The sequence below is a fragment of the Cryptosporangium sp. NPDC048952 genome (genome assembly GCF_043197895.1).
In the GTDB taxonomy this organism is placed as follows: Bacteria; Actinomycetota; Actinomycetes; order Mycobacteriales; family Cryptosporangiaceae; genus Cryptosporangium.
Genome location: NZ_JBICTY010000007.1, coordinates 303,504 through 326,645, shown reverse-complemented (window position 1 = coordinate 326,645; position 23,142 = coordinate 303,504). Strand labels below are relative to the sequence as shown.

The 23,142-nt window shown below is 72.0% G+C and carries 22 protein-coding genes; 6 read left to right on the top strand and 16 right to left on the bottom strand.

Features of this window, described 5'->3' with window-relative positions; translation table 11 throughout:
* Positions 1 to 37: 37 nt before the first annotated feature.
* Entirely contained in the window at positions 38 to 1,561 is a 1,524-nt protein-coding gene (locus tag ACGFY5_RS35150) for an acyl-CoA synthetase (RefSeq protein ID WP_392727094.1), read from the bottom strand.
* 151 nt (positions 1,562 to 1,712) lie between these two features.
* On the opposite strand from ACGFY5_RS35150, the gene ACGFY5_RS35145 reads away from it, so the two are divergent.
* On the top strand, positions 1,713 to 1,988 hold the full coding sequence (locus tag ACGFY5_RS35145; RefSeq protein ID WP_392727092.1) for a GNAT family N-acetyltransferase: 276 nt from the start codon (positions 1,713 to 1,715) through the stop codon (positions 1,986 to 1,988).
* On the opposite strand, the gene ACGFY5_RS35140 is transcribed toward ACGFY5_RS35145, so the two are convergent.
* On the bottom strand, positions 1,971 to 2,924 hold the full coding sequence (locus ACGFY5_RS35140; RefSeq protein ID WP_392727090.1) for a TIGR03557 family F420-dependent LLM class oxidoreductase: 954 nt from the start codon (positions 2,922 to 2,924) through the stop codon (positions 1,971 to 1,973). The genes ACGFY5_RS35145 and ACGFY5_RS35140 overlap by 18 nt on opposite strands.
* Positions 2,925 to 3,039: 115 nt before the next feature.
* Between ACGFY5_RS35140 and ACGFY5_RS35135 the strand changes: the two genes are divergently transcribed.
* A complete protein-coding gene (locus ACGFY5_RS35135) occupies positions 3,040 to 5,133 on the top strand; it encodes a catalase (protein WP_392727088.1) in 2,094 nt (697 codons plus the stop codon).
* A gap of 28 nt (positions 5,134 to 5,161) precedes the next feature.
* Here ACGFY5_RS35135 and ACGFY5_RS35130 read toward each other — a convergent pair whose 3' ends face one another.
* The 14 genes from ACGFY5_RS35130 to ACGFY5_RS35065 all read right to left on the bottom strand — a co-directional run bounded on the left by ACGFY5_RS35130 (position 5,162) and on the right by ACGFY5_RS35065 (position 20,155).
* Complete coding sequence (locus tag ACGFY5_RS35130) at positions 5,162 to 6,238, bottom strand: acetate kinase (RefSeq protein WP_392727086.1); 1,077 nt, start codon at positions 6,236 to 6,238, stop codon at positions 5,162 to 5,164.
* On the bottom strand, positions 6,235 to 7,170 hold the full coding sequence (locus ACGFY5_RS35125; protein WP_392727084.1) for a polysaccharide pyruvyl transferase family protein: 936 nt from the start codon (positions 7,168 to 7,170) through the stop codon (positions 6,235 to 6,237). The genes ACGFY5_RS35130 and ACGFY5_RS35125 overlap by 4 nt, the downstream gene beginning before the upstream one ends.
* Positions 7,160 to 8,065, bottom strand: coding sequence for a glycosyltransferase family 2 protein (locus ACGFY5_RS35120; protein WP_392727083.1), 906 nt, complete (start codon positions 8,063 to 8,065; stop codon positions 7,160 to 7,162). The genes ACGFY5_RS35125 and ACGFY5_RS35120 overlap by 11 nt, the downstream gene beginning before the upstream one ends.
* Before the next feature lie 9 nt (positions 8,066 to 8,074).
* Entirely contained in the window at positions 8,075 to 8,920 is an 846-nt protein-coding gene (locus ACGFY5_RS35115; RefSeq protein WP_392727081.1) for a glycosyltransferase family 2 protein, read from the bottom strand.
* Positions 8,917 to 10,062, bottom strand: coding sequence for a glycosyltransferase family 9 protein (locus tag ACGFY5_RS35110; protein WP_392727080.1), 1,146 nt, complete (start codon positions 10,060 to 10,062; stop codon positions 8,917 to 8,919). Before ACGFY5_RS35110 ends, ACGFY5_RS35115 begins: the two co-directional genes overlap by 4 nt.
* Positions 10,059 to 11,540 (bottom strand): D-glycero-beta-D-manno-heptose 1-phosphate adenylyltransferase, encoded by a 1,482-nt coding sequence (gene rfaE2, locus ACGFY5_RS35105; protein WP_392727078.1) that lies wholly within the window; start codon positions 11,538 to 11,540, stop codon positions 10,059 to 10,061. The genes ACGFY5_RS35110 and rfaE2 overlap by 4 nt, the downstream gene beginning before the upstream one ends.
* Before the next feature lie 265 nt (positions 11,541 to 11,805).
* Complete coding sequence (locus ACGFY5_RS35100) at positions 11,806 to 12,423, bottom strand: SIS domain-containing protein (RefSeq protein WP_392727076.1); 618 nt, start codon at positions 12,421 to 12,423, stop codon at positions 11,806 to 11,808.
* Entirely contained in the window at positions 12,420 to 13,817 is a 1,398-nt protein-coding gene (locus ACGFY5_RS35095; protein ID WP_392727073.1) for a glycosyltransferase, read from the bottom strand. Before ACGFY5_RS35095 ends, ACGFY5_RS35100 begins: the two co-directional genes overlap by 4 nt.
* A complete protein-coding gene (locus ACGFY5_RS35090; protein WP_392727071.1) occupies positions 13,814 to 14,761 on the bottom strand; it encodes a glycosyltransferase in 948 nt (315 codons plus the stop codon). Before ACGFY5_RS35090 ends, ACGFY5_RS35095 begins: the two co-directional genes overlap by 4 nt.
* Positions 14,758 to 15,807 carry a glycosyltransferase family 9 protein gene (locus ACGFY5_RS35085; RefSeq protein ID WP_392727068.1) on the bottom strand — a complete coding sequence of 350 codons (1,050 nt, stop codon included), beginning with the start codon at positions 15,805 to 15,807 and terminating at the stop codon, positions 14,758 to 14,760. Before ACGFY5_RS35085 ends, ACGFY5_RS35090 begins: the two co-directional genes overlap by 4 nt.
* Positions 15,804 to 16,427, bottom strand: coding sequence for a D-glycero-alpha-D-manno-heptose-1,7-bisphosphate 7-phosphatase (locus ACGFY5_RS35080; RefSeq protein ID WP_392727065.1), 624 nt, complete (start codon positions 16,425 to 16,427; stop codon positions 15,804 to 15,806). Before ACGFY5_RS35080 ends, ACGFY5_RS35085 begins: the two co-directional genes overlap by 4 nt.
* Positions 16,424 to 17,623 (bottom strand): glycosyltransferase family 2 protein, encoded by a 1,200-nt coding sequence (locus ACGFY5_RS35075; RefSeq protein WP_392727064.1) that lies wholly within the window; start codon positions 17,621 to 17,623, stop codon positions 16,424 to 16,426. Before ACGFY5_RS35075 ends, ACGFY5_RS35080 begins: the two co-directional genes overlap by 4 nt.
* Complete coding sequence (locus tag ACGFY5_RS35070) at positions 17,620 to 19,278, bottom strand: carbamoyltransferase (RefSeq protein WP_392727062.1); 1,659 nt, start codon at positions 19,276 to 19,278, stop codon at positions 17,620 to 17,622. The genes ACGFY5_RS35075 and ACGFY5_RS35070 overlap by 4 nt, the downstream gene beginning before the upstream one ends.
* A 229-nt stretch (positions 19,279 to 19,507) precedes the next feature.
* Positions 19,508 to 20,155, bottom strand: coding sequence for a TetR/AcrR family transcriptional regulator (locus ACGFY5_RS35065; RefSeq protein ID WP_392727060.1), 648 nt, complete (start codon positions 20,153 to 20,155; stop codon positions 19,508 to 19,510).
* A gap of 35 nt (positions 20,156 to 20,190) precedes the next feature.
* On the opposite strand from ACGFY5_RS35065, the gene ACGFY5_RS35060 reads away from it, so the two are divergent.
* The 4 genes from ACGFY5_RS35060 to ACGFY5_RS35045 all read left to right on the top strand — a co-directional run bounded on the left by ACGFY5_RS35060 (position 20,191) and on the right by ACGFY5_RS35045 (position 23,067).
* The gene (locus ACGFY5_RS35060) at positions 20,191 to 21,405 is read left to right on the top strand and encodes an MFS transporter (protein ID WP_392727057.1); all 1,215 of its coding nucleotides are present in this window, start codon (positions 20,191 to 20,193) and stop codon (positions 21,403 to 21,405) included.
* 86 nt (positions 21,406 to 21,491) lie between these two features.
* Positions 21,492 to 22,490: a DnaJ C-terminal domain-containing protein gene (locus tag ACGFY5_RS35055; protein ID WP_392727054.1), complete on the top strand. Its 999-nt coding sequence runs from the start codon at positions 21,492 to 21,494 to the stop codon at positions 22,488 to 22,490.
* Between the two features lie 53 nt (positions 22,491 to 22,543).
* Positions 22,544 to 22,777 carry a hypothetical protein gene (locus ACGFY5_RS35050; RefSeq protein WP_392727052.1) on the top strand — a complete coding sequence of 78 codons (234 nt, stop codon included), beginning with the start codon at positions 22,544 to 22,546 and terminating at the stop codon, positions 22,775 to 22,777.
* A gap of 32 nt (positions 22,778 to 22,809) precedes the next feature.
* Positions 22,810 to 23,067 (top strand): hypothetical protein, encoded by a 258-nt coding sequence (locus tag ACGFY5_RS35045; RefSeq protein WP_392727049.1) that lies wholly within the window; start codon positions 22,810 to 22,812, stop codon positions 23,065 to 23,067.
* Positions 23,068 to 23,142: the final 75 nt, after the last annotated feature.

Genomic DNA, 23,142 nt, shown 5'->3' with positions numbered 1-23,142 from the left:
AGCGCCGCCCTGGGCGGGCTCCAGGTTCATGCCAAAGCTAGGCGTATTGCTCGCGGAGTTTGCCCTTCACGAGTTTGCCCGTGGGGGTTCTCGGGAGGGCGTCGGTGAACTCGATGCGGCGGGGGACCTTGAAGCCGGCGAGTTGTTCGCGGGCGAACTCCGCGATCGACGACCGGGTGTCGTCGTCGGGCGACGCCGACGCCACTAGCTGCACCACCGCTAGCACCGACTCGCCGAACTCCGGGTCAGGCACCCCGATCACGGCCACGTCCAGCACCGCAGGGTGCTGGAGCAGCGCGTCCTCGATCTCCTGCGGGTAGATGTTCACGCCGCCGGAGATGATTGTGAAAGCCTTGCGGTCGCTCAGGAACAAATATCCCTGGTCATCGAGGTAGCCGACGTCGCCGACCGTCGTCCACGTCGGATGCTCGGGGTGCTGTGCGCTGCGGGTCTTCTCCGGTGCGTTGTGGTAGACGAACGGCAGGTCGTCGCGCTCGAAGAAGATGAGCCCGGGCGTGCCGGTCGGCACCTCCGCCCCCGCGTCGTCACAGATGCGCGGAATGCCGATCATCGGCTTGCCCACCGACCCGGGGTGCTTCAGCCACTCCTCCGACCCGATGAACGTGCCCCCGGCCCCCTCGGTGGACGCGTAGTACTCCTCGAGGATCGGCCCCCACCACTCGATCATCTGCCGCTTCACCTCGACGGGGCACGGCGCGGCGGCGTGGATCGCGGTCTTGTGCGAACTCAGGTCGAAGCCGCCGCGCACCGACACCGGCAGGCGCAGCATCCGGACGAAGTGCGTCGGCACCCACTGGCTGTGCGTCACCCGGTGGTGCGCGATGGCCCGCACGGCGCGCTCGGCGTCGAAGGACGGCATGACGACGACAGTGCCGCCGAGCGACGTCACGACCATGCCGAAACGCAGCGGCGCCGCGTGGTAGAGCGGCGCGGGGGAGAGGTAGGTCGAATTCTCGTTGAAGCCGTAGAGGGGGCCGAACACCCCGACGTAGGGGTCGCCGGGCTCGTGCACCTGACGTTCGGGCAGGTGGGGCTTGATGCCCTTCGGCCGCCCCGTGGTGCCCGACGAGTAGAGCATGTCGCCGCCCCGCGGCTGGTCGGCCGGCGGTTCCGGCGACGAAGCTGCGAGGAGCTCCTCGTAGTCCTGGAAGCCGTCCTGCGTCGCACCGCCGATCTGGATCCGGGTGTGCAACGCGGGAAAGTCGCCCTCGACCAGCGCCAACAGCCCCTCGGAAACGACCAGCGCCGACGCGCCGCAGTCCGCCAGGATGTACTCGACCTCGGGCTTGGCGAGATGCCAGTTCACCGCCGTCAGGTACAGCCCGGACCGTAAACAGGCCCAGTACACCTCGAAGACACGGGGGCTGTTCTCGGTCAGCAGCGCCACCACGTCGCCGCGCTGCACACCGGCGTCCCGGAAGGCGTTGGCCAGGCGGACGGAGCGTTCTTCCAGCTGGGCGTAGGTCAGGATCTCGCTGTCGTCCTCCATGACGACGGCCGGCTTGTCGGGGGAGGAGGCGACATAGGCTCCTGGGTACACGGGCAACACCTCACGCGCTCGGAGGAAGTGGCTCAGGCATCGTGACGCGGCCCACACCCCTCTGTCGAGAGTCGTCGTTAACTTTTCCGGGCCCGATCTCCTGGCGCACTGCACCGCACGGTCGGGGTGCCTCCCGGGACATACTTCGTCGGTGGAACCGACAATCCTGCTCGGCGGCGCTGAACGGATCATCGCGCACCTGCAGTCACTGTCGATCGCCCCTGGCTGGCGCGGCTCCGGCCTCGGTACGGTGCTCGCCGACCGGGTCGACGCCGAACTGGAGGCCCGCGGCGTCCGCGATCTGATGCTCGACGTCGTCGAGGGCAACGTCGGAGCGGAGCGCTTCTACGAACGCCGGGGCCTGCGCAAGGTCATGACGATCTACGCGCGGTTTCCAGGGCAGCGGAGTTCAGGAGAACCGGGGTAGGACCTCTTTCTGCCAGGCGGCGAAGAACGCCTCCTGATCCGGGCCGATCTGCTGGACGTACACCTCGTCGAAGCCCGCGTCGACGTACTCCTGCACGGACTTGGCGTGCTGGTCCAGGTCGGGGCCGAGGGGCAGGGGCGAGGAGTCGATGATGTCCTCGGTGATCAGCTCGGACGCCTGCTCGAAGAGGAGGGGTGTGGCCAGTTCCTGAGCGAGCTGTCCGGGAAGCTGCTCGTTGGGCCAGAGCCGGTGCACGGTCGTGACGGCCGACGCGCGGTCCGGCGCGTAACAGACCTTCATGCCGCCCTGGGTCGGGCCCTTGCCGCCGGCCTTCCGGTATGCCTCGACCAGTGCGGCGTCGGGCTGCGTCGTGCAGAACCCGTCGCCGATCTCCGCGGCCAACTTTGCCGCCTTCTCGCCGAATGCCGAGACGTAGATCGGCACGGATTCCGAGGGGAGTGTGTAGATCCGGGCGTTCTCGACGACGTAGTGCTCGCCGTGGTGCGTCACGAGGTTCCCGGTGTGCAGCTCACGGATGAGCGCGATCGCCTCTTCGAGCATGTCCTGACGCACGGGGGCCGGCGGCCAGGCGTCGCCCAGGATGTGTTCGTTGAGGGCTTCGCCCGAACCGACGCCGAGCACGAAACGGCCCTGCAGCTGCACCGCGGCCGTGGCCGCGGCCTGGGCGATGATCGCCGGGTGGATCCGCACGGTCGGGCAGGTGACGGCCGTGGTCACCGGCAGCGAGACGGCCTCCGAGAGCGCACCGATCACCGACCAGACGAACGGGCTGTTGCCCTGCTCGCCGTTCCACGGGTGGAAGTGGTCGGAGATCCAGAGGCGGGTGAATCCCGCCTGCTCGGCGCGACGGGCCTGATCGACCAGCTCGCGCGGGCCGAACTCCTCGCAAGACAGGAAGTATCCGATGCTCACCATGTCGCTCGGATGCCCACGAACCGGCGCTTGACACGTTCAAATCTGGCTGTTTGAAGGGGACCAATCGGGGCATCCGGACGCCGTCAACTACAGGGACGCGAAGGAGAAGCCACGGATGCCTGCCGAACGCCAACCTGACCAAGGCGCGCCGAAGACAGTGAGCCCCACCGGCCGCACCGAGCGCGAAGGGCTGCTCGGCGGAGATCCCCGCGCTCAGGCGGGAGACCACCTCACCACCGCCCAGGGCCTGCGGCTCTCGGACACCGACCACTCGCTCAAGGCCGGTCGGCGGGGCCCGTCCCTGCTTGAGGACCACCACCTGCGCGAGAAGATCACCCACTTCGACCACGAGCGCATCCCGGAGCGTGTCGTGCACGCCCGCGGCGCGGCGGCCCACGGCACGTTCGTGTCCTACGGCAGCGCGGCGACCGCCACGAAGGCCGGGTTCCTCGCCGAGAAGGGCAAGGAGACCGACGTCTTCGTGCGGTTCTCCACGGTTCTGGGCTCACGCGGGTCCGCTGACACCGTGCGTGACACCCGCGGCTTCGCGGTGAAGTTCTACACCGACGAGGGGACGTTCGACCTCGTCGGCAACAACATCCCGGTGTTCTTCATCCAGGACGCGATCAAGTTCCCGGACATCATCCACGCCGGCAAGCCGCACCCGGACCGCGAGATCCCGCAGGCCCAGTCGGCGCACGACACGTTCTGGGACTTCGTGTCGCTGCACACCGAGGCCACCCACCACGTGTTCTGGAACATGTCGGACCGGGGCATCCCGCGTTCGTACCGGACGATGGAGGGCTTCGGCGTCCACACGTTCCGGTTGGAGAACGGCGACGGCGAGACGTGCCTGGCGAAGTTCCACTGGAAGCCGATCGCCGGTGTGCACTCGCTGGTCTGGGAGGAGGCGCAGATCGCGGCCGGTGTCGATCCGGACTTCCACCGCCGCGACATGGCCGACTCGATCGAGAACGGAGCGTTCTTCGAGTACGAGCTGGGTCTGCAGCTGTTCCCCGACACCGAGGACGAGACGTTCGAGGGCATCGACCTGCTCGACCCGACGAAGATCGTCCCCGAGGAGCTCGCCCCGGTGCAGCTCGTCGGCAAGCTGACGCTCAACCGGAACCCCACGAACTACTTCGCCGAGACCGAGCAGGTCGCGTTCCACCTCGGCAACCTGGTTCCGGGCATCCACGTGACGAACGACCCGCTGCTGCAGGGCCGGTTGTTCTCGTACCTGGACACGCAGCTGACCCGGCTGGGTGGCCCGAACTTCCCGCAGCTGCCGATCAACCGGCCGCACGCGCCGGTCAACGACAACCTGCGGGACGGCATGCACCAGACCGCCGTGCACCGGGGGCTGGCGCCGTACCTGCCGAACTCGGTCGACGGCGGCGGTCCGTTCACCACCGACGGGTACGTCGAGGTGCCCCGCGCCATCTCGGGGAACGCCGTGCGGGAGAACCCGTCGTCGTTCGACGACCACTTCAGCCAGGCGGCGCTGTTCTACCACTCGCTGACGCCGGTCGAGCAGGTGCACATCATCGAGGCGTTCACGTTCGAGCTGGGCAAGTGCTACGAGCAGGCGATCAAGGAGCGCGAGCTCGAGGTACTGGCCAAGATCGACACCGCGCTGTGCGAGGCGGTCGCGGCCGGGCTCGGGCTGCCCGCGCCCAAGGGTGAGCCGGTTCCGCACGGTGCCGTGTCCCCGGCGCTGTCGCAGATCCCGGCTGAGCCGGGCCCGATCACCGGGCGGATCATCGGTGTCGTGGCCGGCCCGGGTGCCGACATCTCCGGGGTCAAGAAGCTGCGGAAGGCCCTGGAGGGCCTCGGTGCGGTGGTGCGCGTGATCGCTCCGCACGGCGGCAACCTGAAGGACGAGATCGTCGAGCGGACGTTCCTGACCGCCCGTTCGATCGAGTTCGACGCGGTCGTCGTGGCCTCCGGCGTGGCTGAGACGCCGGATGCCGGCGACATCAAGGCGCGGATCCTGCTGCTCGAGGCGTTCCGTCACTCCAAGGCGATCGGTGCCTGGGGCGACGGCGCGAAGGTGCTGGCCGGGGCAGGAATCGCGCCCGGGCCGGGTGTGCTCCTGGGTGACTCGCCCGACAAGGAGTTCACGGCCGGGCTGGTGACCGCGCTGGGCATGCACCGGGCGTGGGAGCGGGCCGACGCGGTGATGGCGTCGGACGTCCCGCCGGCGTAGTGGTTCGAGCGCTGCACGTTCTGTGCCCCTATCCGGGTCCGGAACGTGCAGCGCTCACCTCGATTCCGATCTGGCGCTCTTCGTTTGTTTCGACGACCAACACCGGGACGCCGTCGTGTGAGATCAACCCGTCCTGATCGACGGCGTCTTCGCCGACCGGGTGGATCCCCAGGATCGCCAACTCGGCGCAGACCGCGGCTCGGACCTCGGGCTGGTCCCAGCCGATCTCGCCGGTGAACACGAGCCCGTCCAGGTGGGGCAGCGACATCGCCATGGCCCCGATGGCCCGGCGGACAGCGTGGGCATACGCGTCGAGCGCGGCCGCCGCGGCGGGTTCTGCCGTTTTCACCAGCTCACGCGTATCGGCAGACAGCCCACCCGACATCCCCAGCAGCCCAGAACGTTTCTGCAGCCCCTCGCTCAGCTCGTCCAGCGACAACCGCCCATCGAGCAACCACAGCAACAGCCCCGGATCCACCGCCCCCGACCGCTTGCTCATCGGGATGCCGTCCAGTGGCGTCATCCCCATCGTCGTGTCGACGCTCCGCCCACCGGCGACCGCACACACCGACCCGCCGCCGCCGAGGTGCGCGATCACGAGGTTGGGTGACGGTACCCCCAAGAGCGAGGACGCCCGCCGCGTAGCCCACGCGTACGACAACCCGTGGAATCCGTACCGGTGCAGACCCCACCGCTCCCGCCACTCCGCCGGCAGCGGCAGCATCGCGGCTGCGGGCGGGAGCCCCGCGTGGAACCGGGTGTCCGGGCACACGTAGTGCGGTACGTCGGGCAGCGCCTTCCGTGCCGCGGCGAGCAGCGCCAGCGCCGGTGGGTCGTGCTGCGGTGCCAGGTCGGCCACCTCGCTCAACGCGTCGGCCAGAGTGTCGTCGATCTCCGTGGGAACGGCCACCAGGCCGCCACCGTGCACCAGCCGATGGCCTACCGCTTCCGGCTGCGCCGGAAGCCTTTCGAGGAACGCGCGCAGCGCGTCCGAGGCGTCACCGGGGTCGACGTCGAGGGTCTCCGCCGCCAGTTCGTCTTCGCCGTCGAACAGCGCAATGCCGACGCTGTGCGAGCCGGCAGTGATCGCGAGCACCCGTGTCATGCCGGTGGGGCTACCCCGTGCAGGGCCGTGATCAACCCCTTGACCAGCTCGTCGGGGGTGTGGCCGTGGCGGGCGCGGGCGCGGCCGGTGGGGGAGCGGCACCAGTTCCACCACGTCGGTAGGGCGTCCAGGCCGTCGGCGGGGAGGATGGCGGGCCAGTCGAGCGCCTGTGCTTGCGCGGTCACCTTGGCGCCACCGTCGACCGGGTCCACGGCCAGGACCGGCACGCCCGCCTGCAGACCGAGCACCAGGCCGTGCAGACGGGTCGTGACGATCACGTCCAGGCGGTTCAGCACCGAGCGGAGCTGGCCAGGCGTGGCGGCCAGACGCCAGTCGCGGGTGTCCAGGCGGGTGTCGAGAGGGAGCCGGGCCACGTCGAGGCCGTGCAGCCAGCCGGTGAGCGCCTCGGTGACCGCGCCGTGCCGCCGCCGGACGCCGTACTCGTGCTGACCGTCGGTGAGGATCACACCGACTACGGGTACGGCGTCCGGCTCCGGGGCAGCCAACGCGAGGTCGGCCACCGGCTCGCTCCCGGCCCCATCCCGGGAGAGCACGACGTCGAAGCCGGTCACGGCAGGGTCCGAGGGATCCGGGACGGACACCCCGACCGCGATCCGGCGACAGTGCGCGAAGCGTTCGTGCAGGTCGAGCAGGGGGGCGGGTGGGTTGCTGTGGAGGGGGCCGCAGGCGAACACGACGGTGTCGTAGTCCTGCGGGATCGTGTCCTCCCAGTGCAGCGCGCCCGGTCGGAAGCCCGGTGACCAGACGACGTCGTAGGTCCGGCCCAGTGAGTCGAGGGTGGCTGTCACGGCGTCGCCGGCCAGGACGTCGCCGGACGTCGCTTCGCCGTGCAGGAAGCTGTACCAGCCGGTGACGAGCACCTTGCCGGCGCGGGGAGCGCCCGCGCCGAGCGCCGACGGTTCAGCCGACATAGGAGCGCGCTCCCGACTCGCGCTGGGGTGCTTCCAACGCGCGCAGGCCGCGTTCCACCCGGTCCGGCGCCGGGCGCCGTTCTCTCAGCACCCACGGCAACCCCGCCGCTGCCTCGGCGAACGCGAGCAACGAGGTCCGGTCTCGCGGCACTGTGGTCGCGAGGAACACACTGCGTCGCACCGCCCTGCCCACCGGTCGCCGCAGCCACGTGAACCACAGCGTGTTGCGGATCCCGTGCCGACGCCGCAGCGTGGCGTCCCGCGCGGGCGAGGGACGGTGGTGGATCGTCAGGTCCTCCGCGTACACCAGCCACCAGCCCTCGGCGGCCAGGTCGACGGCCAGCAGCTCCTCCTCGCCCCCGAGCCACAGCCGGGTCGAGAACCCGCCGGCCGCACGGAACGGCTCGAGACGCACGACCGTCGCCCCCGCCAGGAACGACCCGAGCGCCGGTCCCGGGAGCCAGTCCGGCCGCGGCACCGGCGAGTCGCGCAGCTCCGCCACGATCGGGTCCTCGAACGGCTCCCGACCGACCTCGTGGACGAGGATCCGCGCGGTCACGGCCGCGACCATCGGGTTCGCGTCGAGCAGGTCGGCGGCACCGGCCAGCGACTTCGGCTCCCACCAGGTGTCGTCGTCGCAGAACGCGAGGTACGGCGTGGTGACCTCGCGGGCGGCCAGGTTCCGGCCGGTCGCTCCGAGGTTCCGCCCCGGCTCGATCAGCCGGACGGCGGGGTAGTTGTGTCGAACGGCCTCGGCGGTGCCGTCCGTGGACGCGTTGTCCACCACGATCACCCGCGGCAGCTCCGGCAGCGCCGCCAGTTGATCGAGCGTGTGCAGCAGTTCGTCGCGTCGGTTGTGGGTGATCACGGCGACCGTGACGCGGTCGTCGAACATTTCGTCTCCTCAGAGAAGCGTCAGGTCCTTCTCGACGCGGCCCGGAAGGCGTCGGCGGTCCAGTACGGCGGTGGGCAGTTTCACAGCTGCGGCGGCGAGCGCGCGCAGCGCACCCGGATCGTCGCGGGCGGAGCGGGCGAGTGCCGCGGTGTCCGCGGCCACGACCGGCCACGGCCGGCGCAGCCAGGTGGTGAGCAGGGCGTTGCGCCGCAGCCGCACCTCGCGGCCGGGACGTACGCCGGTGTCGGGGTGGTGGTGCGCGACCACGTCGGCGCAGTACGCCACGCCCCAGCCGGCCGCGTTGAGGTCCATCGCGAGCAGGGTCTCCTCCGCTCCGAAGTGCAGGATCTCCGAGAAGCCGCCGGCCTCGAGGAACGCGGTGCGGCGCAGGATGCTCGCGCACGCCAGGAAGCCCAGCACGGACGGCCCCGGCAGGTCTGCGGCCCGGCCGAGCGGTGAGGTGGCGAGCACCTCGTTGAGCGGGTCATCGGCGTTCTCGGGGCCCACCAGGGTGCGCGCGGCGATCAGCCCGAGCCGGGGGCTCCGGCTGAAGTGGCGTTCCGCTGTCGGTATCGCTTCCGGTGCCCACCACGAGTCGTCGTCGCTGAACGCCACGTACGGGGTGCGCAGCAGTTGTGCGCCGAGCGTGCGGGCGGTGGCGCCGTGGTTGCGCTGGCTTCGCACGGTGTGCACGTGGGGGTGGCGCTGGTGCACGGCGTCCGCGGTGCCGTCGGTGGAGGCGTTGTCGACCACGACGATCGGTGGGTGCTGCGGCAGGGCGGTCAGTCGGTCGAGCGTCTGCAGGGTGCGTTCCCGCCGATTGCGGGTGATCAGCACGATGCCGGTTGCGGTCACTGCGCGGCCCCGCTCAGCGCCGGTTCGGTCGGGATGCCGAGTGCATCCAGTTCCTCGAGCACGTCTTTCACATCGACGCGGAGCAAGCGGGCGTCCGGGGTGGTGCCGTGGGCGTCGCCCGGGCGCAGGACGGTCGGGTCATCGGGGTGCCAGATCACTCGGTGCCGTGAGTGTTCCGGGGGTCCCCAGAGGGCGGGGGAGACCGGTCCGAACAGGACCACCGAGGGGGTGCCGACCGCGCTGGCGAGGTGCGCGATCCCGGTGTCGCCCACGACCACCGCTCGCGCTCCGGCGATCCGACGAGCAAGCACCCCGAACGGCACGTCCCCACCGCTCGCGTCCGCCTTCCCGTCGTCGGCCTTGCCGTCGCCGGCCGCGGCGGCACCGACGGCGCCGTCGGCCGTGGGGTGGGCTCTGGTGGGGCTGCCCCCCACCACGGTTTCCGGGGGTAGGCCGGCCAGGGTGGCTACTGACTCGGCCAGGGCGCGTTCGCCGTGGCCGGCGGTGATCAGAACGGGGAGACCGGCGGCGGACAGGGCGCGGGCCACCGCGGCGAAGCGGTCAGGCGGCCAGCGGCGGGAGGCCGCGTCGGCGCCGGGATGGAGGAGCACGGCGCCCGGGCCCGGTGGGCACACCACGTCGAGCCGGACGTCGTCGGGATCGGCGGTGATCCCGTGCCACCGCAGCAGGCGGCACCACCGCACCCGCTCGTGCTCGTCTTCGCGCCAGGTCGGGCCGTCGTGGCCGGGGTGTGCCCAGCTGATGATGTGTCCCGGGCGCAGGGTGTCGAGCAGGTCGTGGCTCAGGGGGCCGTTGCCGTGCAGGTCCACTGCCACCTCCGGCGGTGGACCCTCCCAGTCGAGCGAGGTCGGCACCTCGCGGGCTGGCGCCACCGTCGGCAACAGCCGATCGACCGCGTCGATCGCCGCGACCACGTCCGCGAACCGCGCGGGCGCTGCGAGCACGATCTCGTGCTCCGGGTAAGCCCGCCGCAACCCCCGCAGCGCCGGCACCACGGTCAGCAGATCTCCCAGTCCCAACGCCCGCAACACCACCACCCGCGGCCGCGTGCCCGCGGCCCCGGACGCGCGTGCCCCCGTGGCCGGCTGGGCCGTGGGCGGCTGGGCGTCGGGGGCGGTCATCGGGTGGCTCCGGTGGTGGCTCGGTTGACGATGTTCGTGGTGGAGTGGCCGTCGAGGTACGGCAGGACGACGGCCTCGCCGCCCCAGGAGCGCACTACCGCTGCCTCGGGCAGGGACTCGACCGTGTAGTCGCCGCCCTTGACCCAGCGGTCGGGGCGCAGCTGTTCGAGGACACGCTCGGGGGTGTCCTCGTCGAACACGACGACCGCGTCGACGCTGGCCAGTCCGGCGAGAACGCGGGCGCGGTCGGCGGCGGTGTTCAGTGGCCTGCCGGGCCCTTTGAGGCGGGTCACCGAGGCGTCGGAGTTGAGGCACACGATCAGGCAGTCCCCGGTGCGCCGGGCCGCTTCGAGCAGCCCGACGTGCCCCGCGTGCAGCAGGTCGAAGCACCCTCCGGTGGCCACGACCGTCCCACCCCGAGCCTGCACCCGCTCCACCAGCCCCCGAGCCTCCGCCACCCCGTGGCTCCCTCCACGCGCCCCCGCGCTGTGGGGCCCCGCGCTGTGGTGCCCCGCGCTGTGGTGCCCCGCGCCGTCGGGCCGCGCCCCGTCGGGATCCGTGGCGCGGGTCCCCGCGGCGATGGGAGGCCAAGCGGCGGCGCCGCCGGCGTCGACGAAGGCGGAGGCGGCGGCTACGGCGCGGGCCACGGCTTCTTCGGGGAGCGCGCCGTCGGCGAGGGCGACCGTGACGGTCGCGGAGAAGCAGTCGCCGGCACCGCACGGGTCACCCGAGGCCGCGAACGGCGCCGGCACGAGCATCGGCGACGCCGAGCCACGACTCAGCATCGCGCCCCGCGACCCCATCGTGACCGCCACATTGGACGCGCCCCACCGAACCGCCAGGTCCGCAGCGCTCGCCCCCCCGGCTTCCGCCGAGTTCGGCGTCACCAGCCGAGCCCCGGCCACCGGCTCCTGCCCCCGAGGATGCGGATCCCACACCACGGGCACCGCCCGCCCCACCGCCGACGACTCACCAGCCACGCGTCCACCCGACGCACCATCCACCGGCCCGGTGGCGGCCGCTGCGAGGGCGGGGCGGAGGACGGTTGCTACGCCTCGGCCGTAGTCGGCTACGAGGATGGCGGCGGCGCTGTGGAACAGGGCGCCCAGGTCGGTGTCGGACGGCTGCGGGATGCCGTCGCCCCGGTCGACCCGGAGCAGGGGGCGGCCGCCCGCGCGGACGCGGGTCTTCACCGGCAGGGTGCCGCGGAGCGGGAGCTCGACCAGTCGCACGCGCCCCTCCAGCAGGGCGCGCAACGTGTCCGCGTCCGGGCCCGAGCCGATCGCGGTCACGAGCACGACCTCGCGCGAGGTCCGCTCGGCCGCGAGGCACGCGGCGAGCGCGGCGCCTCCCGGGCGGGCACGCTCGCCGGTCAGGTCCACGACCGGCACTGGCGCATCCGGCGCGAGTCGGGTCGCGTCCCCGTCGAGATCCCGATCGAGCAACGCATCCCCGACCACGACGATCGGCCCCGTCACACGATCACCTCCCGACGACCCGAACCGGTCCCGCTCGCGCGTGCCGGAGCCCGCGCTTCCGGGCCCGCTTCGCCGGGGCGCCCACCGGTCCCGTTCGCGCGTGCCGGAGCCCGCGCTTCGGGGCCCGCTTGGCCGGGGCGCCTACCGGTCCCGTTCGCGTGAGCTAGAGCCCGCGTTTCCGGGCCCGCTTGGCCGGGGCGCCCACCGGTCCCGTTCGCGCGGGCTGGGGCCGGGGGGAACGGGGTCGCTCGGGGGTGGGGGCGGGTCATGCGGTGAGCCGTTGGCGGGTCAGGGCCGCGTCGAAGGCCGCGCAGACGAGGTGGAGCGCGACGAGGTGGGCTTCCTGCACGGTCGCGGTGCGGTCGGCCTCGACGCACAGTGCCGCGTCGGCCGCGGCCGCCAACGGGTTGGGCTGCGGGCCGGTCATGGCCCACACCGTGATGCCGAGTTCCTGCGCCACTTCGGCGGCGCGGAGCAGGTTCCGGCTGCTGCCGGACGTCGACATCGTGACGAGGACGTCCCCGGGGCGGCCGTGGGCCGCTACCTGACGGGCGAACAGCTCCTCGAAACCGTAGTCGTTGCCGATCGCGGTGAGGGTCGAGGTTTCGGCGTGCAGGGCGATCGCCGAGTACGCCGGCCGCTCGTCCTGGTAGCGGCCGACGAGCTCGGCGGTGAGGTGCTGGGCCTGGGCCGCGCTGCCGCCGTTGCCGGCGGCGAGGAGCCGCGACCCGGCCGAGAGCTGGTCGGCGAGGGTCGCGCCCCACGCGTTCAGGAGCGGCAACTGGGTCGTGCGGAGCCGGACGAGCGTCTCCTCGAGAGCGACGCAGTGCGCCACGGCGCGGTCGAGACCGGCGTAAGCGGGCCGGTCGAGCTGAGAGGTCATCGTGCTGCTCCTGTCGCGGTGGCGGTCGACGCGCTGCCCGTCGCCCCGTTCCGGGACGCCGCGGAAGCGCTCGCGCCGGAAGCGGTGGCTCCGGCGGCGGTCGCGCCGGTGCGGGGTGGCGCGGAGGTGGTGGGGGAGGCGGTGCCGGGGGAAGAGGTCGTGGGGGGCTTGTGGCGGCGGAGGGGTGGGATGCGGCGGGGGGTCGGCCAGACCAGGTCGCGGTAGGCGACCTCGGTGGCCGCGGCGACGCGGTCCCATCCGTACCGGGATTCGACCCGACGCCGACCCGCGGCGCCGAACGCCTCCCGCGTCGACGGCGAGTCCAGCAGCGACGTCACGGCCCGGGCCAGCGCCTCGGGATTCTCCGGCGGCACCAGGTACCCGGTGCGTCCGTCGGCGACCGTGTCCAGGTGCCCACCCACCGCACTCGCCACGACCGGCCGGGCACACGCCATGGCCTCGAGCGGCACGATCCCGAACGGCTCGTACCGCGGCGGGCACAACACGACGTCGGCGCTGCGGAACAGTGCGGGCATCCGGTCGCGGTCGACGCCCCCGAGCAGCACCAACCGGTCCGCGACCCCCAGCGACTCGGCGAGTGCCAGCAGCCGCTGCGCCTCGGGGTCAGCGCCCACCGCGTCCAGGTCCGGCCCACCGGCGAGCAGCAGCTCCGCGTCCGGAATCGACAGCAGCGCGCGCAGCGCGATGTCCGCGCCCTTCCGCGGCACCAACCGGCCCACCTGGAGCAGTCGCGGCCGGGATCCCCGCGCCTCCACCGCGCCCGACGGCGAGAACATCTCCATGTCCACACCGCACGGCACCACCCGGATCCGGTCCGTCGGCACGTCCATCGCCCGCAGCTCCCGCACTTCGTCCGTGCAGGTCGCGATGATGCGGTGGACGCTGCGCGCGATCGTCCGCTCGACGGAGATCCGGCCCTCCGGGCTGGTGTCGTCGGCGCCCTGGTGGCGCTGCTTCACCGACCCGAGTGCGTGGAACGTCTGCAGCACCGGTACGGGGTGCCCGTCGAGGTGCCGGGCACCGCCGAGCGACGCCAGCCCCGACATCCAGAAGTGCGCGTGCACGACGTCCGGGCGTTCGGCCCGCCAGTAGGCGGCGAGCTCCTCACCGAACGTCGTCATGAACGGCAGCAGATCGTCCTTCGGCACCGACGTCGGCGGCCCGGCGTCGACGTGGTGCACCGTCACACCGGCGCCGAACGGCACTGTCGCCGGAAGCGAGGCGTCGTCGCGGCGCGTGTGGACGGTCACCTCGTGACCGCGGGCGGCCAGGCCGGTCGCCAGGCTCGCCACGTGCACGTTCTGCCCACCGGCGTCGACGTCACCGAGCACCGCGAGCGGACTGGCGTGTTCGGAGACCAGCGAGATCCTCATGCGGCCACCTCGGTCAGCAGCGCGTCCCAGTCGTCGAGGAATCGTTTGAGTCCGTAGCGGTCGAGGGCCGCCTGCCGGGCCGCGGCGCCGTGGGCGGCGGCCAGGTCCGGGTCGTCGAGGTAACGGCGCGCGGCCACCGCCAGCTCGGCGGGGTCCGTGGAGATGACGCCGGCGCCCGGGGGCACGGCGCGGACCACCTCGGTGGTGGCCAGCGCGACCACCGGCACCCCGAGGTGCATGGCCTCGAGCAGCGACAGCCCCAGCGACGTCCAGCGGATCGGGTGCACGTAGCAGCGGCGCGCGGCCATCGCGTCGTGCAGTTCGGACTGTGGCAGGTCGAACGTGCGGACGTTCTCCAGCGAGAGCTGTTCGGCACGCATGCCGAACACGTCCAGCGGGACGACGTCGGCCAGCCCCGGGAGCAGGTCGGTACCCGTCCAGCGCCCCCGCCGGACCGGGTCGTTGACCACGACGGCTGCCCGCTCGATCGTGCCGGTGTACAGGTGACCCGGGTCCACGATGCCGTGTTCGATCACTGTCGTCCGGCTCGTGCCCGAGTCCCAGAACAACCTGTTGAAGTGCGTCACGTGGACGATCGGCAGGCCGGCGTCGGCCATCGGGTGCCGGGTCTCGGGAACACCGCCGGTGCCTGTGCCGTCCGTACCCGGCGCGTTGTGCTCCAGGTAGATCGCGGGAACGTCGCGTCCCAGCCACTCCCGGGCCAGTGCCGCCTCGTGCGGGCGCTGCAGCACGACGACGTCGACATCGGTTTCGCGCAGTTGTTCGGGGGTCACTTCGACGGCTGACTCCGGCCAGTCCCAGGTGCGGGCGCGGCCGAGGCCGTCGGGCCCGCGATCGGGCGTCACGGGCAGCAGGTAGCGGTGGGGGCCGTGGACGAACGCGGTGGTCCACGATCCGTGCACGTGCCAGAGCAGGATGTTCACGCGATCACCTCCCGGGTGGTCAGAGGGGTGGTGGGCCGCTGCTTGACCCCGGCGACGAGCGAGTCGACGGCGGTTGCCACGTCCGTACCGCGTATCGACGACAAACACGGATGACCCGGCACCGGACACGTCCGCGCACGCGTCTCCGCACAGAGTGCGTGCTGGTCCCCGAGCAACACCGAGGGAACGCCGTACGGCGCCCAGCGCTCCGCTGGAACGACGGGCGCGAACAGCGAGACGACCGGCGTTCCGACCGCGGCCGCCAGGTGGGCCGGGCCGGTGTTGCCGACCACCACTGCGTCGGCACCGGCCAGGATCCCGGCCAGGCCGTGCAGACCGGTGCGGCCACCGAGGTCCTCGGCGCCGGTGCGGCGGGCGATCGCGGCGGTCAGCGCGGTCTCGTCGGGGCCGCCGGTCAGCAGCACGCGGTGGCGTTCCTGCAGTGCGGTGGTCAGTTCGACGGCGGTGTCCAGGCTCGGCGCCCGTGCGGGCACCGCGGCTCCGGGGTGCACGACGACGTACGGCGTCGAGCCAGTGAGCGCCGTGACGTCCGGGGGAGGCAGGATTGCCAGGCCACCGGTGTCGTCGGCGCGGAGCGCGAACCCCGCGGCCTGCGCCAGGTCGAGCGCGGCGTCCGCCTCGTGACGGTGGGGTGCGCGCTGGTGGCGCAGGTCCAGGAGCGAGCCGGGGTAGTCGACGCTGTCGGCGCCGATCCAGCCGATACCGGCCAGCCGGAGGACGAGCGCCGTGGGCAGCGGGCTCTGGTGGAAGCTGGTGAGGACCAGCGCCTTGTCGACGTACTCCACGGCGAGCGCCTCGACGAGCGTTTCGATGTCGGCCGGGCGAACCGGGGGTGGTTCGAGCCCGACCCAGGGTGCTTCCCAGACGATCACCCGATCGACGCCCGGCAGCAGGCGGGCGGCGGCCGCGCCCTGGGGGCCGCACAGGAACGTGACGTGACTCGAGGACGCGGCGGCGGCTCGGACGGCCGGACCGGCCAGGAGCACGTCGCCGGCGCTGTCGAGGCGGACGATCAGCGTCCTCATGCGACCGCCTCGTGCCGGCGGAGCAGGGAGTTCACGGCGGTGAGGAGGTCGGGAGCGACGGTGGGGGCGGTCGCGATCTCCTCGGCGCGGGTGACGGGGGTCGGCACGAGGACGCTCGTGGCTCCGGCGGCTGTTGCGGCGCCGATGTCGGCGCCGATGTCGCCGATGAGCGCGGTTTCGTGCGGGGGGACCCCGAGGGCGTCGGTGGCGGCGAGCACCATGCCGGGGGCGGGTTTGCGGCACGCGCAGCCGGCGGTGGGGAGGTGGGGGCAGAAGACCCAGGCGTCGAAGGTTCCGAGCAGTTGCTCGATGCGGTCGGCGACTGCTTCGACGTGGTTGCGGTTCAACCTGCCTCGGCCGACGCCGGACTGGTTGCTGACCACGCCGATGCTGACGTCGTGCGCGCGGAGGACGTCGAGGGCCTCGCGGGCGGTGGGGCGTAGTTGCACGTTGGCGGGGTCGCCGTTGTACGGCGGGTCGTCGACGGTGAGGGTGCCGTCGCGGTCGAACAGCACGAGCCGTGGTGCGTTGCCCGTGCCGCGCGGGCGCGGGGTGTGCTCCGGGTTCACGTACAGCCACGCCTCGGGCGCGGACGCCGACGCGCGCGGTACGGCGATCACCGTGCCACCTCCGCCGCATCGGCGGCTGACCCGCTGGCCGCTGACTCACCAGCCGCGCGGGCGCCGGGAGCCGGCCCGCCGGCCGCGGGGTCCGTGGCGGTGCGGTCGTGTGACCCGCCGGCCGCGGGGATGCCGGACCAGGGGGTCGGGTTGCGGTGGTGCCACCTGCCTCGGACGTGGTGGGCCACGGCGGTGGGCGGGATGAGGATGCTGGTCGCGACCATCGTGGCGACCTCTCGGCGGGTGCGCGGGCCCGGCGCGATCCGCGCGAGCGCGAACTCCGCGGTTCCCGCCGCCCACACCGCGGCCGCGATCCCGGCACCCCACCGGAACCCCGCCCCACGCCCGGCGTGCCCCCTCGACGCGCCGGACGCGAGCCGGGTGGTCGCGCGGCGTCGGCGGCGAGACGGCAGGGCTGCGGCAGTCGCCAGGCCCAGGGCGGTGGTGGCGGCGACTGTGAGGACGGTGTGGCGGGTGAAGCGGCCTCGGGGGGCCTCGGCACGGTCCCACCAGGTGGGGCCGTGCAGGCGCGTCATGAGGACGTCGTCGGCGTTGCCCGCCTGGGCGCGGACGGAGGCGAGTGGGCCCTCCGGTCGGACCGGATGCGTGGTGACACGTTGCCCGGTGACGAGCGACCACCCGGCGTCCTGCACCCGCAGCGCGAGATCAGCGTCCTCGCGGAACGCGCGCCGGAACCGCTCGTCGAACCCGCCGACGGCCTCGAGCGCCGCTTTCCGGTACGCGATGTCCGCCGTGATCCACTTCGACTCCGCCAGCCCCGCGGTATTCCGCTCCGCATCAGTAGGCCGCCGCCCTCCCGGCAACGGCACCACGATCAGCCCCGCCACCGCCCCGGTGGCGGCGTCGGCTCGGGACAGGTCCGCCGCCAGGTCGGTGGTCCAGGTGGGGGTCGGGATGACGTCGTCGTCCAGGAAGGCGACCCAGGGGGTGGTCGCGGAGCGCCAGCCCAGGTTGCGGGCGGCTGCTGGGCCGTTGCCGCAGCCGTACTCGACGCGGACGTGGAGCTCGGGCGGCACGTCGACGGGCAACCGCCCACACTCGGTCAGCGGCCTGTCGTCGATCACAATGACCTCAGCCGGTGACGGGCCGCCGGCCCGGACGCCGTCGGCCAGAGCCGCAAGACATGCGGCCAGCGACGGACGCCCGATGGTGGGAATGACGGCTGACCAGGTCATCGGCCGTCCCCGCGCCGGAACAGCGCCTCGCGGCGGACGACGAACGGGCCGAGCGCGAGCAGGTCGACGGGCGCGGAGCCGAAGCATTCGAGCGCGTCGCGCGGGTCGTCGACCATCGGTCGGCCGGCGGTGTTGAGGCTCGTGTTGACCACGACGGGCAGCCCGGTACGGCGCTCGAACCCGCGCAGCATCGCGGCGACGACCGGCTCCACTGTCGAGTCGACGGTCTGGATCCGCGCGGTGCCGTCGACGTGCACGACAGCGGGGATCCGGTCGCGCCACTCGGGCTTGGTGTCGTGCACGAACAGCATGTACGGGCTGGGGAACGGGCCGCTGGTGAAGATGTCGGGGGCGCGTTCGGCGAGCACCATCGGGGCTACCGGGCGGAACTGCTCACGGCCTTTGACGTCGTTGAGGCGTTCGAGGTTGCCGGAGTGGCCGGGGTGTGCCAGCAGCGATCGATGTCCGAGAGCCCGGGGGCCGAACTCCGCACGGCCCTGGAACCACGCCACGATCTGGTTCTGCGCGAGCGCGGCGGCCACCGCGTCGGCGACGTCGTCGGGCCGCTCGTAGGGCACCGCCGCCGTCTTGAGCCACGCTTCGAGCTCGGCATCCGACCAGCCGCGCCCGAGGTCGGCACCGGCCATCGGCTCGGGGTCGGCGCCGTGCATCGCGGAGAGGTAAACCGCGGCACCCAGCGCGGTACCGGCGTCCCCGGCGGCGGGCTGCACCCAGACCCGAGAGAACGGTCCTTCCCGGACGATCCGGGAGTTCGCGACACAGTTGAGCGCGGTGCCACCGGCCATCGTGAGCAGCTCGTCGCCGGTCTGGCCGTGCAGCCAGCGGACCAGGTCGAGCAGCGTGTCCTCGAGTACGAGCTGGGCGGAGGCGGCGACGTCGGCGTGAGCGGACGTCCAGGCCTCGTCGGCGCCACGCGGCGGGCAGAACTCGGTCCAGTCGATGCCGCTGGTCCGGAACCCGCCGTCCTCCGTGGAGTACACGCGCCGCCGCAGTTCAGCAGCCATCCGCGGCGAGCCGTAGGAGGCCAGCGCCATCACCTTGTACTCGTCCGACGAGCGGAGGAAGCCCAGGTGCGCCGTGAGGTCTTCGTAGAACAAACCGAGCGAGTGGGGGAGCCGCTGGGACGCAAGCGTCCGCAGCTCGTTGCCGACCCGCTGCCCCGCCAGGTGCGACGTAGCCTCACCGCGCCCGTCGAGCACCAACACCGACCCGGTCGCCGAATTCGGCGCGGCATAAGCGGCCGAAGCGGCATGTGCCACGTGATGCTGGACAAACTGGACTTTCGCCGGGTCGAGGCCGGGGAGCGCCTCGGCCAGGAAGCCAGGGGCCTCGCGCGCGTACATCTGGCGCAGGTGGTCCCAGGGGTCGTTCAGGCCGAGCGCGTCGGCCGGCTCGGCGAGCGCCGGGTCGTAGGAGTAACCGACCAGATCGACGTCGCTCGGGCGCAGTCCGGCCTGGGCCAGGCACCACGTGGCGGCCTGCTCGGGCAGCTCCCACGCGGAGAACGGAAGCGGGCGCTTGCCGTGCTTGCGCCGGGAGAAACGCTCCTCCTCGGCCGCTGCCACCAGCTTGCCGTCGACCACGAGACAGGCCGAGGGGTCGTGGAACAACGCGTTGATACCGAGAACACGCATGCGAAAGTCCCTTTCGGCGGCAGTCGTGCCAATGCGGGGAGCGCTGTGTCGCCGAAACGGTTTAACCGTGTGTAGTCACTACCGCCTCACACGGGACCCGACGGCTCCATCCGCACCGAGGCACTTACCCCACCGGTGGGGGATAAACGTCGGCTTCCTAACGAGTGCGGCGATTCAACTGTCAGGCCTGTGGGAGACGCCTGTAGCTCTCGGCTGCGTTCAGTAGCTCTCATCCAGCGTTCACGTGAAGGCCGAGCGTGGCGAGGAGCGTGTCGAACACCGCGGGCATGTCGATCGCGTCCGGTTCGAGGAGCCATTGGATTTGCAGACCATCCATCACCGCGATCAGCGCAGTGGCGATCATCACTGGGTCCCGATCGGCCGGGACCTCACCGGAGGCCTGCGCTTCGGCGACGGCAGTGGCCATCAGGCTCCGCAGTTCCCGGTACCGCTCGACGAACGGCTCGCGCGCCGGGTGACCCTCGGCGACCGCCTCACCGGACAAAGTGGCATAGAGCTGGACGAGGCCGGGCACCGTCGTGTTGTGCCGCACCTGTCCGGCCATTCGCAGCAGGGCGTCGCTTCCGGTCCGCGGCGCGCCGGGCGGGAACATGCGGGCGCCGTCCTCGGCGTCGCGTTCGGCCAGAACCTCGGCCAGCAGCTGCTCTTTCGACGTGAAGTGGTGCAGCAGCCCGGCCTGGCTCAGCCCCACGCGCTCGGCGATCTCCTTGAGCGATCCGCCCCGGTAGCCGGACTCGGCGAACACCCGCACGGCCTCGCTGAGGATCTCGGCTCGCTTCGCGCGGCCCTTGGAGTAGCTGCCTCGGGGTCGGCGTCGTGCTGTCGCCTCGGGTGCGGGACCGTCATCCTTCGTCACAACCGCACGTTAGTCCCACCGCAGAGGAGCGGCTCATGACAGCGCTGTCGTCGCGTCGCCGGACGTCGCTGGCCGTCTTCGGCGCGACCATGCCGCTCGCCGGTTTCGGACTCAACCTCGCGTTGCTGACGCCGGTCGTGGTGACGCTCGCGCTGAAGGTCGAGGCGATCGCGCCCGACACCAAGGAACGCGACCTGGGGCTCGTGCTCGGCGTCGGTGCGTTCCTCGCGCTGGTCAGCAACCCCGTGTTCGGGCGGTTGTCCGACCGCACGACGTCGGGGTTCGGGATGCGGCGCCCGTGGCTGCTGCTCGGCGTCCTGTTCGGGGCTTTCGGCCTGGCGATCGTCGCGCTGGCGAACAGCGTGCTGGTCGTCGGTGTCGGGTGGTGCGTCGCGCAGGTCGCGTACAACGGGGCGCTGGCGGCGCACTCGGCGACGCTGCCGGACCAGGTCCCGCCCGCGCGACGCGGTGCGGTGAGTGGGTTGGTCGGTATCACGACATTGGTGTCGGTCGTGGCGGGAACGGTGCTCACGGCCGTGTTGCGCGGCGACGTGGCAAGGTTCCTCGTCCCCGCGGTGATCGCGCTCGTTCTCGTCGGGCTGTTCGTCGTCGTGCTGCGGGACCGGGTCACGCCGGTGCGACAGCCGCTGAGCCTCTGGCGGAGCTTCTTCTTCGACCCGCGCCGCTACCCCGACTTCGGCTGGGCCTGGTTGACCCGCTTCACGTTCGTGTTCGCTGCCGCGACCGGCCTGACGTACCTGCCCTACTTTCTGTCCGAACAGCTCGACATCCCGACGGACGACGTTCCCCGGCGGGTCGCGGTCGCCACCGTGATCGCGATGGTGGCCACGGTGCTCACCAGCGTCGGCGGCGGATTCGTGTCGGACCGGATCGGCCGGCGCAAGCCGTTCGTGATCGTGGCGGCGATCGTCGCGATGGTGGGTCTGATCGTCGTCGCGCTCGCCGGGTCGTTCACCCAGCTGTTGATCGGTGAGGTCATCCTCGGTCTCGGGACCGGGTGCTTCTACGCTGTCGACCTCGCGTTGATCACCGAAGTACTGCCCAATGCCGACGACGCGGGCAAGGACCTGGGCGTGATCAACATGGCCAACGCCCTTCCCCAGTCCCTGGCGCCGGCGATCGCGCCGGTGTTCATCGCGATCGGCGGCTATCCGATGCTGTTCCTCGCCGGGGCCGTCGTGGGGATCATCGGCGCGCTGCTCGTCACCCGGATCCGCAGGGTAAGTTGAGTCCATCCGGCTCAACTTCGGGGAATGAATCAGGCGCACAGAACGTCTTCCGAGCTGGACATAGCTGCGTGACGAAGGAGCGGAAGGTGGCCACCACCACGAGCGACTACTACGAGGTGCTGGGCGTCGAGCGATCGGCGAGCCCGGAGGACATCCAGCGCGCCTACCGGAAGCTGGCCCGCAAGTACCACCCGGACGTCAACTCCGAGCCGGGAGCCGAGGACACGTTCAAGCGGGTCAACGAGGCGAACGAGGTGTTGTCGGACGCGGGGATGCGTGCCCGCTACGACAAGTTCTCGCCGCAGTTCGGGGATGACTGGCGGAAGGTGCCGGAGGACTATTCGCCCGGCGCGACGCCGTTCGGCGGTGGTAGCGGCTTCGGTCCGGGTGGCGACGGCGGCTTCTTCGCGGACGGTGCCTTCGGTGGGCAGCGGGTGTACTTCTCGGGCGGCGGCCCGGGGTTCTCGCGCGGAGGCTCCCCGGGAGACGGCTCGGAAGCCAGCTTCGAGGATCTGCTCGGTGGGCTGTTCGGCGGCTTCAGTGGCGCGGCCAGTGCTGCGGGCGCCGACATCGAGGCCGAGCTCGAGCTCTCGGTGGAGGACGCCTACACCGGTGGACGCCGCAGCCTGACGATGCAGACCCCGTCCGGCGCGCGGACGATCGACGTCAACATCCCGGCCGGCGTGCTGGACGGCCAGCGCATCCGGCTGGCGGGCCAGGGCGGCGAGGGCGAGCCGCGCGGTGACCTCTATCTGCTCGTGCGGCTGGCACCGCACCCGCGGTACCGGGTGAGCGGCCGCGACGTGACCGTCGAACTCCCGGTGACTCCCTGGGACGCCACGCTCGGCGCCAAGGCGCCGGTGGAAACGCCGGGCGGGCGGGTCGAGGTGAAGGTACCGGCGGGCTCGTCGTCGGGACGCCGCCTGCGCCTGCGCGGCCGCGGCCTCCCCAACCCCCGCGGCGCGGCCGGCGACCTCTACGCCGAGGTGAAGATCGTGACGCCCCAGCGCCTCACGTCCGAGCAGCGCGCGGCCTGGGAAGCCCTCGCCGCGCTCTACACCCCCTCCGACGAGGCCGCAGCCTGATGCATTCAGGGCCGGTTCCCCGTGCGGAACCGGCCCTCGGGTCTGTGGAAAACATGCCCGACAACGTCCTCCGGCGCCTGACCGCCGAGGCCGAGCGCCGCGGCGTGCCGCTGGCCGATGTCGTCGCCGATCTCGCCGCGCATTTGCCGCCGGTGGCACCGCGCACGCGCAGGAAGCTCGCGTTCATCGGCGTGGGCAGCGCGGAGTCCGGTTCGACCGACATCACAAATCATGCGTCGCGCTCCTCGAGAGCGATCCCGGTCCGCTGGTCAGCTCGCCGATGGTGATCGCCGAGGCCGCGTATTTGATCGATCGGTAGTTGGGGCCCGCCGCTGAGATGGCGCTGTACACGTCGATTCTTGACGAGGGGCTACTCGTCGAGGGCCTGACGCTGGAGGACTGGGGTCGAGTCCGGGAGCTGGTCGGCCGCTATCGAGATCTGCCGCTGGGCGGGACGGACGCGAGCGTCGTCGCGCTGGGTGAGCGGTACGGCGTGGATCGGGTGGCCACTCTGGACCATCGGCATTTCCGTGTGGTCCGGCCGATGCACACCGCGGCGCTGACGCTGCTGCCGTGACCGCGTGTCCACCGACCGGTGGACAGGCGGGTTCAGTCTGATGGTCGTCCCTGGTGGGCGCGGCTGACGGGACGC

Coding starts and splice junctions, on each gene's coding strand:
- ACGFY5_RS35140 (WP_392727090.1), bottom strand. CDS start 2,924: ATGGTGAGCATCGGATACTTCCTGTCTTGCGAGGAGTTCGGCCCGCGC.
- ACGFY5_RS35110 (WP_392727080.1), bottom strand. CDS start 10,062: ATGACCGCCCCCGACGCCCAGCCGCCCACGGCCCAGCCGGCCACGGGG.
- ACGFY5_RS35060 (WP_392727057.1), top strand. CDS start 20,191: ATGACAGCGCTGTCGTCGCGTCGCCGGACGTCGCTGGCCGTCTTCGGC.
- ACGFY5_RS35135 (WP_392727088.1), top strand. CDS start 3,040: ATGCCTGCCGAACGCCAACCTGACCAAGGCGCGCCGAAGACAGTGAGC.
- ACGFY5_RS35120 (WP_392727083.1), bottom strand. CDS start 8,065: ATGTTCGACGACCGCGTCACGGTCGCCGTGATCACCCACAACCGACGC.
- ACGFY5_RS35095 (WP_392727073.1), bottom strand. CDS start 13,817: ATGAGGATCTCGCTGGTCTCCGAACACGCCAGTCCGCTCGCGGTGCTC.
- ACGFY5_RS35075 (WP_392727064.1), bottom strand. CDS start 17,623: ATGACCTGGTCAGCCGTCATTCCCACCATCGGGCGTCCGTCGCTGGCC.
- ACGFY5_RS35085 (WP_392727068.1), bottom strand. CDS start 15,807: ATGAGGACGCTGATCGTCCGCCTCGACAGCGCCGGCGACGTGCTCCTG.
- ACGFY5_RS35130 (WP_392727086.1), bottom strand. CDS start 6,238: ATGACACGGGTGCTCGCGATCACTGCCGGCTCGCACAGCGTCGGCATT.
- ACGFY5_RS35070 (WP_392727062.1), bottom strand. CDS start 19,278: ATGCGTGTTCTCGGTATCAACGCGTTGTTCCACGACCCCTCGGCCTGT.
- ACGFY5_RS35050 (WP_392727052.1), top strand. CDS start 22,544: ATGCCCGACAACGTCCTCCGGCGCCTGACCGCCGAGGCCGAGCGCCGC.
- ACGFY5_RS35125 (WP_392727084.1), bottom strand. CDS start 7,170: ATGTCGGCTGAACCGTCGGCGCTCGGCGCGGGCGCTCCCCGCGCCGGC.
- ACGFY5_RS35100 (WP_392727076.1), bottom strand. CDS start 12,423: ATGACCTCTCAGCTCGACCGGCCCGCTTACGCCGGTCTCGACCGCGCC.